Raw genomic sequence first — 19473 nt, 5'->3', positions numbered from 1 at the left:
TCTTAAGAGATAAACCCAAAAAAGAGGAGATTGAAAAACAATGCCATTTATTACACAAGTATACGCTCGCGAAGTATTAGACTCTCGCGGTAACCCAACAGTAGAAGTTGAAGTATTTACAGAATCAGGTGCATTTGGTCGCGCGATCGTGCCATCTGGTGCATCAACTGGTGAATACGAAGCAGTAGAATTACGCGATGGCGACAAAGGTCGTTATTTAGGTAAAGGTGTTCTTAAAGCTGTAGAAAACGTAAACACAATTATTGCTGAGGAATTAGAAGGTAATTACTCAGTACTTGACCAAGTTGTAATCGACAAAGCGTTAATCGAGCTTGACGGTACAGAAAACAAAGGTAAATTAGGTGCAAACGCAATTCTTGGTGTATCGATGGCAGTAGCACATGCAGCAGCTGACTACTTAGATGTGCCTTTATACCAATACCTTGGTGGTTTCAATGCAAAGCAATTACCAGTACCAATGATGAACATCATCAACGGTGGTGAGCATGCTGACAACAACGTGGACGTACAAGAGTTCATGATCATGCCAGTAGGTGCTGAAAACTTCCGTCACGCTTTACGTATGGGCGCTGAAATTTTCCACCACTTAAAAGCAGTATTAAAAGATAAAGGCTACAACACAGCTGTAGGGGACGAAGGTGGTTTCGCACCAAACCTTGGTTCAAACGAAGAAGCCATCACTGTAATCCTTGAAGCAATCGAAAAAGCTGGCTACAAACCAGGCGAAGAAGTGAAATTAGCAATGGACGTAGCGTCTTCTGAGTTATTCAACAAGGAAGATGGCAAATACCACTTATCAGGTGAAGGCGTAGTTCGTACATCTGAAGAAATGGTTGCTTGGTACGAAGAGTTAACATCTAAATACCCAATCATCTCTATCGAAGACGGCTTAGATGAAAACGACTGGGCTGGTCACAAATTACTAACTGAGCGCATCGGTAACCGCGTACAATTAGTAGGTGACGATTTATTCGTAACAAACACGAAAAAACTTGCTGATGGTATCGAGCAAGGTGTTGGCAACTCGATCCTAGTAAAAGTAAACCAAATCGGTACGCTTACTGAAACATTCGAAGCAATCGAAATGGCAAAACGCGCTGGCTACACAGCAGTAATCTCTCACCGTTCTGGTGAATCAGAAGATAACACAATTGCTGATATCGCAGTTGCAACAAACGCGGGTCAAATCAAAACAGGTGCACCATCTCGTACAGACCGCGTTGCAAAATACAACCAATTACTACGTATTGAAGACCAATTAGGCGCAACAGCACAATACTTAGGCTTACAATCGTTCTATAACATTAAATAATATTTGACCGGGTACCCGTTTTGTGCGGGTACCCGGTTTTTGTATGGGTTAATAGACAAACCTGCTGTGATAATAGACAAACTGACCGGGTTAATAGCCAAATCTGCTGCGATAATAGACAAACTCACCCGGTTAATAGACAAACTACCCCCGTTTATAGACAATCTTCCGGAATGATATAAACTCTTCCTCTTTTATCTCCGATTTTTTCATATCCTAAGCGAGACAAAATTTTCGAAGCGACTTGCATGGACTCAATACCTACGAAATCCCGGAATTCCTTATTTGTAATTCGCTCATTTATTAATAATCGATAATCATGCAATGCTTGGTGGACTGCTTTTTTATTTCGTTCCCCGCATTTTGGACAGTACCATGTGCGATTTACGTAAATCATGACCTCTGTAAATTGGCATTTTGCACAAAGGATACCCTTTCGAAGGCGTTCAGGTGCTACAAAACGTTTGACGGCGGGACGATGTAATGTGTTTAACAAGTACGTAGAAAGTTTTTCGAGCTCTGTCGTATTTACATATTCGGTAGAATACTGCTCAAATAATCGCTCGATATATAATCGAAGCCCACTCAACTGCAAAATAGGGTAGTGCTGTAATGAGTGGTCGAAGCGTACATTCGAATTGGCCACAACGACTACGTACATAACGGGAAGCATTGATAAAGCAATCGCTCTAGTACGGTTTGATGTCGATGACTTTGAGCAAATGGATCTGAAAAAATATCTACTTGTCCATTGTGACGGATGCGACCAAACTCATGGTGAGCAGCATTATAAAACAGAGTGCCATTCATATTTTTAATTTCGAGAATCAGTAAAAAATTAGGTGTGACAAGGATGGAATCGATCTGATGTGAAGTACCTTGAGCATTTAATAGTTCAAGATTGTATAGAAGGGTATGGAGGTGAGTCAGTGCAATATCAATGAATTCGCGATCTGTACGTTGTTCTCCGTTATGACCTGCTTCAAGAGATAGCAATTGTTTATGGAAATCTTCGTATTCTACATCATGCCTGTATATCCTGCGGAGCAATGCTTGATAATACAATAGCTGTGAAGATTTCTGTCGTTCGAGAATGAGCATAAATCACCTCCCGAATCTATCATATAATCAAAATACAGAAGATTCAATACACTTATAAAAAGTAATCATTACTCTTTACTTTCATCTTCCCGGATGATAAATTATATAAACAGTAATTATTACTATTAAGGAGAGGGTAACAAGTGAAAAAAATTCCAGTAACCGTGTTAAGCGGCTATTTAGGCGCAGGGAAAACAACCATTTTAAACCAACTATTAGCAAATCGAGAAGGCAGACGGTTAGCTGTCATCGTCAATGATATGAGTGAAGTCAATATTGATTCACAGCTGATTCAAGATGGTGGGTTTTCACGAACAGAAGAAAAATTAGTCGAGTTAACGAACGGCTGTATTTGTTGTACATTACGTGAAGATTTAATGATTGAAGTAGAAAAGCTTGTCGCACAAGGGAATATTGACGGACTTGTGATTGAATCTACAGGTATTGCCGAACCGATTCCCGTAGCGCAAACCTTTACATATATCGATGAAGAGCTGGGCATTGATTTAACAAAACATTGCACACTGGATGCGATGATTACCGTTGTGGATGCAGCGCGCTTTTGGCAAGATTACGAAAGTGGTGAAACATTACTAGAACGCCAGCAAACAGATGATATTTACGATCAACGTGACGTATCGGATTTATTAATTGAACAAATTGAATTTGCGGATATTTTAGTCATTACGAAGCCAGACCTTGTCACAACGGAATATTTAGAAGCTTTTAAAGCGATTCTTCACCAATTAAATCCAAGTGCAGAAATTCATACGGCAGAAAAAGGGGAAATCCCACTTGCTACATTGCTAGACCGCAAGCTTTTCGATTTTGAAAAAGTGAGTCAAGGGGCAGGGTGGATAAAAGAGCTGAATGAAGAGCATACACCTGAAACGGAGGAGTACGGTATTTCTTCATTTGTTTATCGAAGACGTCGTCCATTCCATCCAGAACGATGGTATGAATGGTTGGAACAATTCCCGGAAGAAATTGTTCGTGCGAAAGGTTTTTTCTGGTTAGCAGGGCGTGAATTTGTTGGATTATTATCACAAGCTGGGGTATCGCTGCAATTTCAAGCGGCAGGTCATTGGGTCGCTGATTTACCTGTACATGAGCGGGAGCAGATTTTACGAGAAGATCCAGCGATGCAAGAAAAATGGGATGAACAGTTCGGCGATCGTATGACGGAGCTTGTACTAATTGGGATGGATATGGTACGTGAAGACATTGAACGTGAACTTGACGCATGTTTATTAACCGATGAGGAAATGAAACAAGACTGGCAAACATTTAATGATCCGCTTCCGAAATTTGTTGTAGCATCTTAAAAAGAAGAGGGATATTTGGAAAGCATTAGCTTTCTAAATATCCCTCTCATTACTTATAGCTTATTTTGTTGAACCATCATTCAAGTATACTTCTCCATCTTTGTAAACCATTTGTTCTGGGTAACGAAGGTTGATAACTTCGTCTTGTAGCTCTTTTGATGGAGCTGGCGTTGCTAGCGATACGATGATATTTGTAAGGAATGCAGCAGTAGCACCGAATACACCTGCTCCCGTATCGATAATACCTAAAATTGTGAATCCACCATATTTAGCAGCAAAGATGTACGTAAGTGTTACACCTAAACCGACTAAAATACCAGCAATTGTCCCTTGTGCGTTGGCACGTTTCCACCATACACCTAATACTAATGCTGGGAAGAACGTACCTGTTGCAATCGCGAATGCCCATGCGACGATTTGTGTAATTGCCCCAGGTGGGTTAAGTGCAATAATACCAGCTAAAAGTGTTGCAACGACAATCGACATACGACCAACGAATAAACGTTTACGCTCACTCGCTTGTGGATTGAATACACGGTAGTAAATGTCATGTGCAAATGATGAAGAAATCGAAATCATTAAACCACCGGCTGTAGAAAGAGCGGCAGCCATCGCACCAGCTGCTACTAACCCGATAACAAACATGCCTAAGTTTGCAATTTCTGGCGTAGCCATTACGACAATATCATTGGCAATCACAAGCTCGTTCCATTGTAAAATACCGTCACCGCTGTTATCAGCAACTTGTAATTTTCCTGTGTCTACCCAAGACTGTGTCCAACCAGGTAAATTTGAAATTTGGCTACCAGCAACTTCTGTCATCAGAATGAAGCGAGCAAATGCAGCGTATGCTGGTGCACTGAAGTATAATAATCCGATAAAGATTAATGCCCAAGCACCTGACCAACGAGCAGCTTTCATCGTTGATACTGTGTAGAAACGGACGATAACGTGAGGAAGACCTGCAGTACCACACATTAATGTAAACATAAGTGCTAAGAATTGCCATTTAGAGGCATTTGTAAACGGTGCAAAGTATTCAGATATGCCAAGATCGCGATCTAATTCACCCATTTTTGTAACGATTTCACCATATGAAATCCAAGGAATTGGGTTGCCTGTTAATTGGAAAGACATGAAAATTACTGGTACTAAGTAAGCGATAATTAAAATTATATATTGCGCTACTTGTGTCCATGTAATTCCTTTCATTCCACCAAATGCAGAATAAAGTGCAATTAATACTACCCCAATCATTGTTCCAATGCGTGCATCAATTTCAAATAAACGCCCAATTACTACCCCTGAACCAGATAATTGTCCGATTGAGTAAGTAAAACTAATAATAATTGTACAGATAGCCGCAATGACTAATGCCGTTTTACTGTTAAAACGGTCACCGATGAACTCCGGTACTGTAAAGCGACCGAATTTACGTAATTGTGGAGCAAGTAAGATGGCTAAGAATAAGTAACCACCTGTCCAACCCATGATATAGCCTAACCCATCATAACCTAATAACATGATTGTACCGGCCATACCGATAAAGGATGCCGCACTCATCCAGTCAGCACCGATGGCCATCCCATTAAAGATTGGTGGTATCCCACGACCTGCAACGTAAAAGTCTGAAGTTTGCTTTGCTGTATTTGCAACAGCAATCCCAATATAAATAGCAAATGTAATTAAAATAATAACTAATGATACTAAAAATTGGCTATCCATACTATTCCCCCTCCTTATATTTCGTTTTCATAAAATGAGTGTTATTAGTGATCTAGCACCTTTCCAGCACTAATTTCTTCATTTCTCTTGTCATCAATGCCATATTTTTTGTCGATCATATCTCCAACAATGGCATTTGCAAATAGTAAGATAATGAAGGTTGCTAGTGCACCAATTGCCCCCATGAAGTAATGGAACGGGAACCCGAAGATTTGAATATCTGTGAGGGAGTCTGCAAATGAAGCAGTACCAAACGATACAACAAACCAAATGATAAAGAAAATAACCATATACGTATTTTTTTCGCGGAAGTAAGCATCAGCCTTACGTTTTTCAATCTTTCTCATGAAAATCACCCCTTTTGAATATTTCCCCTGATTAAACATTTACCCCTTTAAAAATTGCAAGATAACTAGAATATGACTTTTAAAAAACGATCCCCCTTTCAATACGTGGAGTATATAATCATCTTTGTGTGAACAAAGAAAATTATTGAGAAAAAGAGTAACGCTACAATATGCGGACATTAACGTAAACCGAAAATAAACTTTAATGTTTCTCCTAATGGAAGAGGAACCATAACAACTTTAACAACCATATAAAGCATCATGGCTGCTACTGGAACTGTCAAAAATATGAATCTCTTTTTTACAAGTGCGTATGTTAAACAGGCAATTGTTAATAACATAAAAAAGTAAACCATCATCCTCACTCCTATTTATTAATAATTTGGAATTATTTAAATTTTCTTTCTATAATATAAAATAAGAAAATTACGTTGTAAAGCAGAATAAAATGTATTTATTACAGAAAATATTTGAGGATAATATAAAAAATGTGTTTTTTGACAGAATAGTCTGATAAATAAAGGATGTGAAGTTTGAACATTGTTTTTGTGATAAAATAAAAAATTTTACAATACTTTCCTGTATTTTGGCGAATGTATGTATTAATAACTAAAAATAAAAAGACGATGAAGGTAAAAAATCCTTCATCGTTGGAAAAAATTAGTCATCTAAATCGTCGTCGTGATCTTCTTCATATGCTAAAATAGCACCTGTTTTCGCATGAATTTTGAATTCATATTCTATTTGTCCATTTTTAATATCGATTTCATATTCCAAATCATCATCATCAAATTCTACTTTTGTGACTGTACCGGCGATTCTTTGCTGAGCAATCGCAATCGCTTGTGCTTTTGTAATGGTATTACTTGCTTGTGGAGCAGTCGTTGTGTTATTTGTCGTCGTTTGCGCTACTTGTTGTGACTGAGTAGTTTGCTTGTTAGGTGCCTGTGTTGTTTGTGATGAGTTTCCTTTTTTGATTGATTTACGTTCTGTAATGGTAACAGCTCCTGTCGTTGCATCGACTTCTACATCCACCTTTTCTGTTGTCCCAGCAATTTCAAGATCATAATGTGGTACTGCATCATCATCGTCGTATTCAAATTCAATAATTTTTCCATTAAACTCTTTTAACGCTAATTCTTTTGCTTGTGTTTCCGTAATCTTCGGTGCTTTTGATGGATTTGCTTTTTTGAGTGTTTCACGTTCTGTAATAGTAGCAGTTCCTGTCATGGCATCGACTTCTATATCGACCTTTTCTGTTGTCCCAACAATTTCAAAATCATAGTGTGGTACTAAATCATCATGGTCATATTCAAATTCAATAATTTTTCCATTAAACTCTTTTAACGCTAATTCTTTTGCTTGTGCTGCTGTAATCTTTGTTACGTTTTCTGCTGAACTGAAAATTTCTGTTTGGGCAAGGGCATAGCCACCTAGAATGCCTAAAAATACGGTTGGGATAATAATTGCCTTTTTCATATTTTGTCACTCCTTCATTTATTGTTAAGGTTATTGTAAGAAGTGAACATGAAAACAGTCTGTGAGAAAGATTAGAATTTCATGAGAAAATTAGTCGTCAAATAAAACAGATACAATTTTTCCGGTAATGGCATGTATTCTTATTTTTATTTCCTCCGTTTCCGTATCGACTTCAATTGCATAATAACCCCCGTCTGCTGTCTTTTCATAATCTACGTCTTCGATTTCACCAGAAAATTGTTTTTGCACGATGGCGATCGCTTGTTGCTCTGTTAATATAATGGGGTTTTCTTGCGGTGGAGGTGAACTTGGCTGCTCCACTGGTGGACTTGTTTGCCCATCTGTCTCGCTTGGTGTATTTGGTTTGTCCACAGGAGTTTCTTCATCCTTTACATGTGAAGATGTTTCATTTTCTACTATAGTTGGTTTTTCATAAATGAATGTTAAATTTGAAAAACGCCCGTTTACTTCATCCACTGCGACTTCATAAGTCCCTTTTTCTGTAGAAAAAGTAATCATATATTGCGGTCCTTTTTTGATGACATGCTCAATCTCCCCGCCATATAGCGCTTCTACTCGCGAAACAATTTGCTTTTCAGACAGCGTAGTGTCTTCTGTCAAATGGTGGAGGGCATTGATGAGTAATAGTCCAAGTAACACGGCCCCACAGCTAATCAGGAGAATTTTCAACTTATTTTTCATCACTTGTGCCTCGTTTCGTAAACGATAATGTCACTGTTGTGCCCACTCCGACCTTACTAGTAAACGCCATGTCGATTTTTAGCAAATCAGCAAGTTGTTTAGCAATAGCTAAACCGAGACCAGTGCCGCCTGTTTTCCTGTTTCGCGCTTTATCGACACGATAAAACCGATCAAATAGATGGGGAATGTCTTCTTCAGGAATACCGACACCGTAGTCGGTAACGCAAATTTTTACTAAATCTTCACTTACTATGTGTACATCAATTGTTTTTTCACTATACTTTCGTGCGTTGTCTAGAAAAATAAATAATAGCTGTTTTAATTTAGCTTCATCAGATACAACCGTGATGTTTTCCCCAGAAATGCTTATGTCCGTGCCATATGCTTGCTTCATACTTTGGGAAATATCTGTAAGAAGTGATTGAATGTCAACAGTTGCCCATTCCACTTTTGGTTGTTCACTCGCCTTTGCAAGCTGAAGCATTTGTTCCATCAGCTGCTTCATATTACTCGTTTCTTTTAAAATGGCTTCAAGTGCCTCCTTGTTTACGGATTCATTGGAAAATCCGCGACGCTCCAACAGTTTTGCATAGCTTTCAATGACCGTTAAGGGGGTTTTTAGCTCATGGGATGCATTCCCGATAAATTGCTGTTGTTTCGTATAGTTAGTTTCTACTTGATGCATGAATTTATTATAGGTTTGTGTCATTTCCGCGATTTCGTCCCGATTACGATTTTGTAATGTAATTTGTTCGTAGCGAGACGTTTCAATGTTTTTTTGCATCGTTGTCGTCAGACTTTGAATAGGACGAACGATGATGCGCACAAGGACAACACTCGCTAAATAAATAGGCACCATCGCAGCAAGCGTCATCAAAATTAAAATCCACTTTAACAGTTCCATATTTTTTGCAATATCATGGAGCGGCTGAACGAGCTCTACTGTTACAACGGTGTGGTCAGGCCAAATGAGCGGGTATGCCATCGCCATGACAGGCGTTTGATTCCACAGAGAAACAGTAAAATTGGTATTCTTCTCAATTGTATATGGAATTCGTTCAGGGCTAGCTAGTGTGTGCATATAAAATAGCGGTTTATCTTGCTCATTCACTACACGTAACGATCCATTTGGCGGGATATATGCCTGAAGTAATGAGTCGATATTTTCGACTGATTCCAGACTACTCACAGCTGCCACGAGTTCATCTGCCCGATTTTGTAGTTGTGTATATTCTGTATCGTATGCCAAATTTTTAAATAAAAAATAAATGCCCGTATAGCTACTAATTAAAATAATTAACGTTAACAGTGTCGATAAAATATTTACCTTTGTATTTAGTTTCATTTTATGACTCCTTCATGACATAGCCAACACCGCGTACAGTATGAAAAAGAGGGGTGCCCAGTGAATCGATTTTTTGACGGAGGTACCGAATATACACATCTACGACATTTGTATCACCGTAATAATCAAAGCCCCATACCGCATTGAGCAACTGTTCGCGCGATTGTACACTTCTTGGGTGGCGCATAAAGTGTAGGAGTAGATCATATTCACGTGGTGTTAAGTCTATATTACTATCAGCCCGTTTGACTTCGCGTGTCGCTTCATCGACAATAAGGTCTGCATATTTCAATTCATTTGAACTTGGGGCAACCATTTGTGAAAATCGAAGTGCTACACGAATGCGTGCAAGTAATTCATCAAATTCAAAAGGTTTCGTCACATAATCATTTGCCCCGAGATCAAGTCCTTCGACTTTATCTTTCACATCGTTTTTAGCGGTTAATAAAATAACAGGTGTCATACGCGGATCTTTTCGAATTCGTTTTAACACATCCAGTCCGTTCATTTCGGGGAGCATAATGTCCAATAAGACTAAATCCCAGGATTCTTCCCGATAAGCGATTAGCCCCTCGGTTCCTGTATGTGCCATTTTCGTTTCATAGCCCTCAAATTCCAGCTCTAATTGTAGTACACGTGCGATTTGAGGCTCATCTTCTATAATTAAAATACGCTGTTTCAATACACTCACCATCCAAAGCTTTTTCTATCATCGTAGAATAATTGTTTTGCTTTTGGCAAGTCGTGTAAAAAAACTATGCAAATGTCACAAAGTTTGTTAAGTTGAGTAATAGAATTTGTAAGGAACTTATAATGAGTAAATTTGTGAATGTATATTGTCATTTGAGTAACCGTTGCTTTCCGCTCCGGCACTCGCTTTCCACGGGCGAGATCAAGCCTCCTCGTCGCTCATGCTTCGCTCCTGCGGGGTCTTGATTGTCTCACTTTTCCCGTAGGAAGCTTTGCTCTGTAGCGAAAGGCGCATGCCGTCAGCTACACGCTCGCGCCTGCGCTACAACCAACTATTGTTGAATACAATAATTGGTTGCTCAAAATAATGAAAGATTCTCATTCATTACGGTAGAAGCTGGGCGATTATAAGTGCAAACGGAAAGAAAATGATTTCTTTTAGCGAAGGTAAATACTTTTTTAGAATATTAAGGAGTATTCACTTTTGCCGTAGCGCGCCATAGCCACAGGAGCCGGAACAGGAGATCCAAACAGGCCGCGCCTGTTTTAGCTCCTGTGTAGGCTGTGGCAAAGCGCGGAGGCTATGATTATGCTTTATTTTAATATCTTTTACTATTTACCGGTTATTTTTAGGATGTATTTTTGCTCATTATGAGGAAGAAAGGAAGTACAATGGAAGAGCTATACGAACAAAGAAATAAAATTATATCGGCATTTTTAATTGCTGCATTTATTGGATTATTCAATGAAACGGCATTAAATATGGCGTTTGTCCAACTTGGAAAAGATTTCGGGGAAGAAACCTCTACAATTCAGTGGTTAACAACCGGTTATTTATTAACACTTGGTATTTTAGTGCCCGTATCCGCGTTTTTAATGCAGCGTTTTACGACGCGCCAACTATTTGCAGCCTCGCTTATTTTCTCCATTAGTGGCACGCTTATTTCAGCCATTGCCCCAGCATTTACTATCCTTTTCATGGGACGTATCGTGCAAGCGATTGGTGCAGCTATCATTTTACCGCTTATGATGAATGTGATTTTACTCGTATACCCAATTAATAAACGCGGTGCTGCGATGGGGAAAATTGGTCTTGTTATTATTTTTGCACCAGCGATCGGTCCGACCATTGCAGGCGTTGTGTTAGATCGTTTAACATGGCATTGGATTTTTTGGATAGCACTACCGTTTTTAGTGTTAGCTTTATTAGTCGGTCTGCGCTTTGTACGGAATGTGAGTGAAGTACAACCAGGGAAGCTAGACATATGGTCGTTTATTTTATCGACGATTGGATTTGGCGGCGTTGTGTACGGCTTCAGTATTTCAGGAGAGCTGGGGACATTTTTAATGCCAGAAGTAATGATTAGCATTGGTGTCGGTGTGGTGGCACTGATTTTATTTGGTGTCCGTCAATTGAAAATGGAACGACCTATGTTAAATTTACGTGTATTCAAATATCCGATGTACGTCATTGCATTAACGATTTTAATGGTTTGTATGATGGCCATTTTATCGACAATGGTCATTTTACCGATTTATTTACAAAATGTATTGTTGCTAGCACCTGTTTTGGCAGGGCTTGTTTTACTGCCAGGTGGAATTATTAATGCATTTATGGCTGTTGTGGCAGGCAATCTATTTGATAAATTTGGACCGACTAAAATGGTACCGAGTGGATTAGTCATTGTAATGATTAGCTTGTTTTTCTTACGTGGTATTGACGCTACAACATCGCCATTTTTCATTGTTGCGTTACATATCGCCATGTTTATTGGGATTTCGCTTGTGATGATGCCAGCGCAAACAAATGGATTAAACGAGCTACCACGTGAACTTTATCCAGATGGCACAGCGATTATGAATACGTTACAGCAAGTATCTGGTGCTGTTGGTACAGCGGTAGCCGTCACGATTTTATCGATTACAGCCAGTGGTGCAGCAGACCCGGTGCAAGGGATGAGTGATGGATTACAAAATTCCATTACATTCGGTTTAGTCATTGCCGTCATTGCACTTATACTATCATTCTTTATAAAAAATGTTCGTGAACAATAACCGAAGAGAAGCCTACGATATGATGCGAATCGTAGGCTTCTTTCCTATTCAAAAGAGGTTTTGTTAATCTTAAGAATGTACGAAAGGTTAAATGTGTGAATGCATTGCTCATCAGCAACAGAGATGCACCCAACTGTGCTATATGTTAAAACCTTTTTGAAAATTTTGCATACAAATAAGATGAAATCGCTTTCTTTGTAGTATGTATGTTACAATTTATTTGAATAATATTAAATACCATAGTGTAAATAGGAAGTAAAAATAAGAGTATATAATATCCTATTTTAGGAGGTGAAGTCTTACTTTTATAAGTAAGACGACTGGTTGACCATACTGAAATTAACGGTTTTTACAGGTTTATTAGCACTAACGGCCTTTTTTGTGGCAACTGAATTTGCGATTGTCAAGGTAAGGCAGTCACGGATTGACCAGCTCATTGCAGAAGGGCAAGGGAATGCACTTGCAGCAAAGCGTGTGACAATGCATCTCGATGAATATTTATCGGCATGTCAGCTCGGGATTACGGTAACCGCTTTAGGAATTGGGATGGTCGGTGAATCGACATTCGAATTCATGTTACACCCATTTTTTGCATGGCTCGGGTTAAGTACAAGTTACGTGCATTGGTTTACAATTGCTGCCGCATTTGCGATTGCTACATTTTTGCATGTTGTCGTGGGGGAGCTTGCCCCAAAAACGATTGCTATTCAAAAGGCAGAGGCTGTCACATTAGCCTTTTCAAAGCCCATTCAAGTTTTCTATAAAATGATGTACCCATTTATTTGGTTACTAAATGGTTCAGCACGCGTTTTATTAAGATTATTTGGCATGAAACCGGCAAGTGAACATGAATTATCCCATACAGAAGAGGAACTGCGATTACTGCTGACGGAAAGCTATAAGTCAGGTGAAATCAATGGGAATGAGCTGAATTTTGTTAATAATGTGTTTGATTTTGATGATAAGATTGCGCGCGAAATTATGGTACCCCGTACAGAAATTGTAGGCTTCGAGGTGAATGCCACTTTTGAAGAGGTATTAACCCAAATTTCAGAAGAGCGCTATACTCGCTATCCGATTTATGAAGGAGACCGCGACAATATTATTGGTTTTTTAAATATTAAAGATTTTTTAACACAAGGCATGAGTGATCAAATTTTAGCAGAAACCTTTACGGCGATGAACTTTTTAAATCCCGTGATTAAAACAGTTGAGTCAACACCGATTCATAAACTGCTACAAAGAATGCAAAAAGAGCGTAGCCATATGGCGATTTTACTTGATGAATACGGTGGAACGAGTGGGCTCGTAACCGTTGAAGATATTTTAGAAGAGCTTGTCGGTGAAATTCGTGATGAATTTGATGAAGATGAGGAGCCTCCTGTTCGAAAGCTTTCAGAGGAACACTACATTATTGATTCGAAAATTTTATTGTATGAAATCGATCAGTTGCTTGATTTGACATTAGATGAAGAATACCCAGATGTCGAGACGATTGGTGGCTGGTATTTCACGAATGATATGGAGTTGGATGAAGAGAGCTTTATCGATTATAGCGGCTACCGCTTTAACATTCATGAAAAAGACGGCATGCAGCTTTATTATATAGAAGTGAAAAAATTAATGGAAAATGAAGAAGCATCGGGCATGTGATTTGCCCGATGCTTTTTTATAGACTAAATTTCCCCAGAAGCCAACCAAGGAATGAACCCCATTAAGAAATGCTCTGTTGCTGGCATGAAATAAGAGCCGAAATGGAAATCTGGATCAAGCGTTGTGACAATCCAAGTCCCTTTTGAGCTTACCTTGTCGACATACATTAAAGAGCCGCCATCCTTCATATCAATTAACGATTGCATCCCTTCTTGTAAATGGAAAACACCGTGTTGATGCCATGTGCAAGCTTGAAGCGTTAAATGTTTATCGCGGAATAATGAATAGTCTGATGCGACTAAGCGTAAGCCGCTATCCGCTCCTGGTTCAAGCCACCACCAGAAGTTTGTTGGACGTGACTCCCATTCTTGATTTGGTATCCATTCCCAAGGCTGTGGACCAAATGCCACGACAATTCCACCACGATCAGCAAACCGAACAATGGCAGGGGATGCGTCAAGTAATAATTGATTGTGTAGCTGTGAAGGAACAATTAATACATCAATATCCGCTAAATCACTTTCTTGAAAGCGTGGCAAATAGATGATTTTCTCTAAATATTGATTGATTTTTGGTTCGTGGAATGTACGGAAATGTGGTGCATGTCCGCTATATAAAGTTGCTATTTTTCTCATGCTTGTTTCCCTCCCGCTAAACGGTTTATCTCTTCTCCAAGCCACTCCATAAATTGCTTCGTGATTAATTGTGTGGAGTTGTCCCCTGTTGCATAGGACAGTAAATCACGTGCTGCGTGTGCCACAATCGTGCCGTTTGTTGTGGAACGATCAATATATGTAATGGGCGTGCCATCTAAAAAGGCAAGCAATACTTCAGCATCGTTATTCGTTAATGGGTGGTAGCCGCGCGAATAGAAGCCAGAAACGCCTTTACGGTACGCAAGCTCCGTCATATCAACCCCACGGAAAAAGGAATCTTCTTTTACTACTTTCATTTCATAATCGGAATGTTTATAAATCATCTTAGGCATAAATGGGTTAACCCCTGGTAGCCAACGTCGGAAAATATGTGTACAAGCGACGACGATTTTCCCTTCATTTAAAAATTGCTCAATGATTTCTTTCTGTTCAAATAAATATTCTTGGTCGATAAAGTCCGTTACAACTAATACGTTAAAAGCAGATAAATCTGCGATTGCTAACTCATATTGATCTAGATTTGTAACATGGTCCATTGGCTCATTCGAAGCCGCCATTGCGCGCCCCTCTTTTCCAAATGCATGACCGCCGTCCAACTTTACGATTTTAATCTCCGGCATAATATTTCTCCTTTTGTGAGCTTTTTTTTACGAAATGAAAACCATTATCAATTATTTGTCGAATTATATTGACAATGAAAATCATTTTCAATTATACTCTACCCAGTATTAAATTTAAACAATCAGTTTGTGACAATCTGATGAAAGGGGCAAGGAAGTGGAGTTTATTGGATATATCGGTTTGGATATTCAATTTGTCAGGTTAAGACAATCAGATCGAAACCGTGGACTTGTGTTTATCGATATGTACGATTTACCGCACACGGATTTATCTGCTTTTGTGGGCTTAATTGTGACGAATTATGTCGATGAAGATTTTATGATGACACATCGTTCGGTATTGGAAGATTATTTAGAGGCAGGGGGCGTCATTTTTTCGCTAGTGGAAATGTCGAAAAGCTACTTACCAAATGCACCGATTTGGCATCGTTCGCCAACCGCCATTAAAGATCGGGAAATTATGTTAACGGATCCAGTTTATCCGATGTTTGAAGGAATTGATCCGTATGATTTAAATTATCGCCAAGGTGTAAAGGGCTTTTTCACACGAGGGTATTTTAAGGAAGTGCCACAGGGGGCGACAGTGATCGTAAAGGACGGGTTAGGTGCGCCCATTATATATGTAGACCGCCATTCGACAAATGGTGTGCTCATTGTTGGCGCAGGGACAGACTTATATCAAGTATACCGAGATGAGGAGTCGAGTGCGAATCGTTTAGCGACGCAAATTATAGATGTCATACGTGCTGAAGCGAAGACACGAAAGGAGCTACAAGCATGACCCATATTGCAATATTAACAAATGGCTGTAGCTTTCATAATCGCTTTTTTGAGATGTCAGAATATAAAGGACTTTATGATGATGTCATTCATATTCAAGATTTAGAAAAGACGGATTTATCTACATACGATACGTTAATCGTAACAGAGCGTTTAAGCATTCCACATTTAAAGCGCAATCAAGGGAAGCTAATTCGTTTCATCAATGAGGGCAAGCGCTTATTTATTTTCGGTGAAGTACTCGATCATTGGTTTCCAACGATTGATTGGAAAGAGTCAGAAGTGAATTTTAGCTGGTGGGTGAAACCTCAGGGCGATTTGCCATTAGTAGAATGCAATCATATGCATGCGCTATATGAGTATGTCACGCTGAAGGATATGAAATGGCATTATCACGGCACATTCCAACCACCAACAGGCGCCTTTTCGTTAGTCGATAACGATGAAGGACGATCTATTTTTTATATCGATCAAGTGAGCTTCAAAGGTGAGCTTGTTGTTACAAGCTTAGACCCAATTTTCCATATTGGCCTTGGCTTTATCGATCAAACAAAACCGTTTTTACACGGATTAACGAAATGGTTAAGAGGGAGAGAATAACATGTATAAAAGCAAAAAAATAGTAGCGATGTTAGCGCTTTCTGCAATGGCGTTAGCGGCATGTTCAGATAAAACAGAAACAGAAACAGAAACAGAAAAAGCGGTTACAGAAGAAAAAGGTGCTGAAGTACAAACGACAGCCGAAGAAAAAATCATTCAAGACCAAGCAGGCACTGAAGTAACAATTCCAGGACAAGTAGATTCTATCGTATCAGGTGGTATTTTACCTTACTTCCATACATGGTACGTAGCGACAAACTCTACGAAGGAAATTGTGGCGATGCATCCTAATTCTTATAACGCGGCAGAAAATTCAATGCTGGCGAAATTATCACCAGATGTATTAAAGGCATCAACAGATTTCGTGAAAAATGGCGAAACAAATATTGAAGAATTAATGAAGTTAAGCCCAGATGTCTACTTTGAGCTATCAACAAATGAAAAAACAATCGAACAAGCTCGTGCAGCAGGCATCACAACAGTGGGCATTAAAGCGATTGATGCAGCAGCGGCTGAGCCACTTGCGACATTTAATAGCTGGTTAGAGCTAACAGGTCAGATTGCTAATACAACAGAACGTGCAGATCGCTTCTTAGAAGAAGGAACGAAAGTACAAGATGAAATTAATGCAAAAATAAAAGACTTAACACCAGAACAAAAACCAAATGCATTAATGCTATACCAGTTATCGGACCAAGCGATCACAGTAAGTGGTAAAGGATTCTTTGGTAATCAATGGTTAAATGCGACAGGTGCAAACGATGTAGCTGAAAAGGATGTACAAGGTCGTAAAGATGTAAATATGGAGCAAATTTATTCTTGGAATCCAGAAATCATCTATATTACAAACTTTACACCAATTCAACCGGAAGACCTTTATAACAATACAATAGAAGGACAAGACTGGAGTCAAGTAGCAGCGGTCCAAAATAAACAAGTGTATAAAATTCCATTAGGGATCTATCGTTGGTTCCCACCAAGTGGTGATGCACCATTAATGTTAAAATGGTTAGCCAGCCATAACCAACCAGAGTTATTTGACTACGATATGAATGAAGAAATTCGTACGTACTATAAAGATTTCTATGATTATGACGTAACAGATGAAGAAATTCATTCGATTTTAAACCCATCATCTGAAGCGGCGAAATATTAAGAGGTTTACTTATGAAAAACTGGAAAAATATATTGTTGTGGATGTTGCCGCTTGCTATTGCGATTGCCACGCTTGGCATCGGTCGATTTGAAGTAGATTTTAGCACGGTTATAAAAATCCTCGCTTCACATATTTTTCCGATAGAAGAAACGTGGACGCAAATGGAGTATAACGTAGTCATGACAGTACGTTTGCCGCGTATCATCCTCGCACTATTAATTGGTGCGGGGCTTTCCATTTCCGGCGCTGCCTTCCAAGGAATGTTTGCCAATCCATTAGTGAGTGCAGATATTTTAGGGGTTGCTGCGGGTGCTGGGTTTGGTGCATCTATCGGAATCTTATTATTTGGTAATGGCTATGTAACGCAAGTGTTTGCGCTAATTTTTGGTTTAGCGGCTATTGGTTTTACCTATGTCATTGGTGGCGTAGGAAAAAACTTACCGATTTTTATGCTCGTACTTGCTGGGGTTGTAACGAGTGCGTTATTTAATGCCCTTATTTCATTGACAAAGTTTATGGCAGACCCAGAGGAGAAGCTTCCTGCCATTACGTATTGGTTAATGGGAAGTTTAGGAACGGCTTCTTATCGTGATTTATATACGGCTGGACCGATCATTTTGGTTGGGATCATCATTTTAATTGCCGTACGTTGGCGTATTAACTTATTAACGCTACCAGATGATGAGGCGAAGTCACTTGGTATTTCAGTCGTTAGTTTAAAATGGACAGTCATTGCAGGAGCGACGCTTTGTACAGCAGCGGCTGTTGCGATTGCTGGTATTGTTGGCTGGGTAGGATTAATTATTCCACATATTGCCCGTATGTTTGTTGGAAGTAATAATGAGCGTGTGTTGCCGATGTCACTTGCATTAGGTGCTGCTTATTTACTCATTATTGATACGCTTGCACGAACACTCACGCCAGCAGAAATTCCACTTTCGATTTTAACAGCCATTGTCGGAGCGCCATTCTTTGCGTACTTGTTACGCAAAACAGGAGGTAGCTGGTCATGAAAATAGAAGTACGTGAAGGCAATTTCTACTATGCGAAAAAGAAAAAAGAAGTAAAGCCGTTTATTTACGAATCGAATATTAATTTTACTTTGGAATCAGGCAAAATTATGGCGATTCTTGGGCCAAATGGTGCCGGAAAAACAACACTTCTAAAATGTATTACAGGTTTAAACGATTGGAAAAAAGGTGAGACAATTATTGATGATGTCTCTTTAAAAAACATGCCACATAAAGAGATGTGGAAGCGTATCGGTTACGTACCACAAGCACATAAAATGGTGTTTGGCTTTTCAATTGAAGATTTAGTGGTGATGGGACGAGCGCCGTACATTAGCTCTTTATCGAAGCCGAGAAAACAAGATTATGAGAAGGCGCACGAAGCATTAGACGAAGTCGGCATCTTGCATTTAGCCAAAAAATCGTGTAATGAAGTAAGTGGAGGAGAACTGCAGCTGGCTTTAATTGCGCGTACATTAGTGTCTAATCCAGAAATTTTAATTTTAGATGAACCAGAGTCCCACTTAGACATTCAAAAGCAAGTCGTCATTTTAGAAACATTAAAGAAGCTTGCACAAAATCATCATATTTCTTGTATTATTAATACGCATTATCCGAATCATGCTTTTTATTTAGCGGATCAAGTATTAATGATCGCAAAAAATAAAAAGGCTGTCATCGGAAATGTACAAGAAGTGATGACGGAATCACGTATGAAAGAATACTTCAATATCGATTTACGTAAGCTGATTTTCGACGATCAGGATTTATTATTTGAAACGATGATTCCACTAGCATTAGCAGCAAAGCGGGATGTGAGCGAATGTCAGTATAATAATTTTTCAAAGTAATCATGTGTTTTTTTCACTAGTTTTGAGTAAAATAAATCACCTAAC

Annotated in this window: 20 protein-coding genes; 9 read left to right on the top strand and 11 right to left on the bottom strand. The window is 39.1% G+C overall.

Annotation, left to right across the window (positions count from 1 at the left end):
• Positions 1–40 precede the first annotated feature (40 nt).
• Entirely contained in the window at positions 41–1333 is a 1293-nt protein-coding gene (eno, locus tag AC3II9_RS03930; protein WP_431027840.1) for a phosphopyruvate hydratase, read from the top strand.
• Between the two features lie 154 nt (positions 1334–1487).
• Here eno and AC3II9_RS03925 read toward each other — a convergent pair whose 3' ends face one another.
• On the bottom strand, positions 1488–2006 hold the full coding sequence (locus tag AC3II9_RS03925) for a hypothetical protein (protein ID WP_489153299.1): 519 nt from the start codon (positions 2004–2006) through the stop codon (positions 1488–1490).
• Positions 1985–2434 (bottom strand): nuclease-related domain-containing protein, encoded by a 450-nt coding sequence (locus AC3II9_RS03920; protein WP_489153297.1) that lies wholly within the window; start codon positions 2432–2434, stop codon positions 1985–1987. Before AC3II9_RS03920 ends, AC3II9_RS03925 begins: the two co-directional genes overlap by 22 nt.
• A 143-nt stretch (positions 2435–2577) precedes the next feature.
• Here AC3II9_RS03920 and AC3II9_RS03915 point away from each other — a divergent pair, with 143 nt between their 5' ends.
• Positions 2578–3759, top strand: a complete 1182-nt coding sequence (locus AC3II9_RS03915) for a GTP-binding protein (protein WP_489153295.1) — start codon at positions 2578–2580, stop codon at positions 3757–3759.
• Between the two features lie 60 nt (positions 3760–3819).
• Here AC3II9_RS03915 and AC3II9_RS03910 read toward each other — a convergent pair whose 3' ends face one another.
• The 7 genes from AC3II9_RS03910 to AC3II9_RS03880 all read right to left on the bottom strand — a co-directional run bounded on the left by AC3II9_RS03910 (position 3820) and on the right by AC3II9_RS03880 (position 10039).
• Positions 3820–5484, bottom strand: coding sequence for a sodium:solute symporter family protein (locus AC3II9_RS03910; protein WP_489153293.1), 1665 nt, complete (start codon positions 5482–5484; stop codon positions 3820–3822).
• Positions 5485–5528: 44 nt separating this feature from the next.
• On the bottom strand, positions 5529–5831 hold the full coding sequence (locus tag AC3II9_RS03905) for a DUF4212 domain-containing protein (protein WP_489153292.1): 303 nt from the start codon (positions 5829–5831) through the stop codon (positions 5529–5531).
• Positions 5832–6010: 179 nt separating this feature from the next.
• On the bottom strand, positions 6011–6187 hold the full coding sequence (locus AC3II9_RS03900) for a hypothetical protein (protein ID WP_489153290.1): 177 nt from the start codon (positions 6185–6187) through the stop codon (positions 6011–6013).
• 304 nt (positions 6188–6491) lie between these two features.
• Positions 6492–7310: a PepSY domain-containing protein gene (locus tag AC3II9_RS03895; RefSeq protein ID WP_489153288.1), complete on the bottom strand. Its 819-nt coding sequence runs from the start codon at positions 7308–7310 to the stop codon at positions 6492–6494.
• A 90-nt stretch (positions 7311–7400) separates the two neighbouring features.
• Positions 7401–8012 (bottom strand): PepSY domain-containing protein, encoded by a 612-nt coding sequence (locus AC3II9_RS03890; RefSeq protein ID WP_489153286.1) that lies wholly within the window; start codon positions 8010–8012, stop codon positions 7401–7403.
• Positions 8002–9357, bottom strand: coding sequence for a HAMP domain-containing sensor histidine kinase (locus tag AC3II9_RS03885; RefSeq protein WP_489153284.1), 1356 nt, complete (start codon positions 9355–9357; stop codon positions 8002–8004). The genes AC3II9_RS03890 and AC3II9_RS03885 overlap by 11 nt, the downstream gene beginning before the upstream one ends.
• Position 9358: 1 nt before the next feature.
• On the bottom strand, positions 9359–10039 hold the full coding sequence (locus AC3II9_RS03880; protein ID WP_489153282.1) for a response regulator transcription factor: 681 nt from the start codon (positions 10037–10039) through the stop codon (positions 9359–9361).
• A 659-nt stretch (positions 10040–10698) separates the two neighbouring features.
• On the opposite strand from AC3II9_RS03880, the gene AC3II9_RS03875 reads away from it, so the two are divergent.
• Positions 10699–12102 (top strand): DHA2 family efflux MFS transporter permease subunit, encoded by a 1404-nt coding sequence (locus tag AC3II9_RS03875; protein WP_489153280.1) that lies wholly within the window; start codon positions 10699–10701, stop codon positions 12100–12102.
• Positions 12103–12426: 324 nt separating this feature from the next.
• On the top strand, positions 12427–13755 hold the full coding sequence (locus AC3II9_RS03870; protein WP_489153278.1) for a hemolysin family protein: 1329 nt from the start codon (positions 12427–12429) through the stop codon (positions 13753–13755).
• A 23-nt stretch (positions 13756–13778) separates the two neighbouring features.
• On the opposite strand, the gene AC3II9_RS03865 is transcribed toward AC3II9_RS03870, so the two are convergent.
• Together AC3II9_RS03865 and AC3II9_RS03860 are read right to left on the bottom strand one after the other, a co-directional pair.
• A complete protein-coding gene (locus AC3II9_RS03865) occupies positions 13779–14390 on the bottom strand; it encodes a hypothetical protein (protein WP_489153276.1) in 612 nt (203 codons plus the stop codon).
• Positions 14387–15031 (bottom strand): phosphate starvation-inducible protein PhoH, encoded by a 645-nt coding sequence (locus AC3II9_RS03860; RefSeq protein WP_489153274.1) that lies wholly within the window; start codon positions 15029–15031, stop codon positions 14387–14389. Before AC3II9_RS03860 ends, AC3II9_RS03865 begins: the two co-directional genes overlap by 4 nt.
• A 157-nt stretch (positions 15032–15188) precedes the next feature.
• Here AC3II9_RS03860 and AC3II9_RS03855 point away from each other — a divergent pair, with 157 nt between their 5' ends.
• The 5 genes from AC3II9_RS03855 to AC3II9_RS03835 are packed head-to-tail and all read left to right on the top strand — an operon-like array spanning position 15189 to position 19428.
• Positions 15189–15812, top strand: a complete 624-nt coding sequence (locus AC3II9_RS03855; protein WP_489153272.1) for a hypothetical protein — start codon at positions 15189–15191, stop codon at positions 15810–15812.
• A complete protein-coding gene (locus AC3II9_RS03850) occupies positions 15809–16411 on the top strand; it encodes a hypothetical protein (protein WP_489153270.1) in 603 nt (200 codons plus the stop codon). Before AC3II9_RS03855 ends, AC3II9_RS03850 begins: the two co-directional genes overlap by 4 nt.
• 1 nt (position 16412) lies before the next feature.
• On the top strand, positions 16413–17567 hold the full coding sequence (locus AC3II9_RS03845; RefSeq protein ID WP_489153268.1) for an ABC transporter substrate-binding protein: 1155 nt from the start codon (positions 16413–16415) through the stop codon (positions 17565–17567).
• A gap of 11 nt (positions 17568–17578) precedes the next feature.
• The gene (locus AC3II9_RS03840) at positions 17579–18580 is read left to right on the top strand and encodes a FecCD family ABC transporter permease (protein WP_489153266.1); all 1002 of its coding nucleotides are present in this window, start codon (positions 17579–17581) and stop codon (positions 18578–18580) included.
• Positions 18577–19428, top strand: coding sequence for an ABC transporter ATP-binding protein (locus tag AC3II9_RS03835; RefSeq protein ID WP_489153264.1), 852 nt, complete (start codon positions 18577–18579; stop codon positions 19426–19428). Before AC3II9_RS03840 ends, AC3II9_RS03835 begins: the two co-directional genes overlap by 4 nt.
• Positions 19429–19473: the final 45 nt, after the last annotated feature.

The sequence above is a fragment of the Lysinibacillus sp. RU7 genome (genome assembly GCF_057837305.1).
Note: the sequence above shows the minus strand (reverse complement) of the source record. Positions and strands in the feature narration are given on the sequence as shown.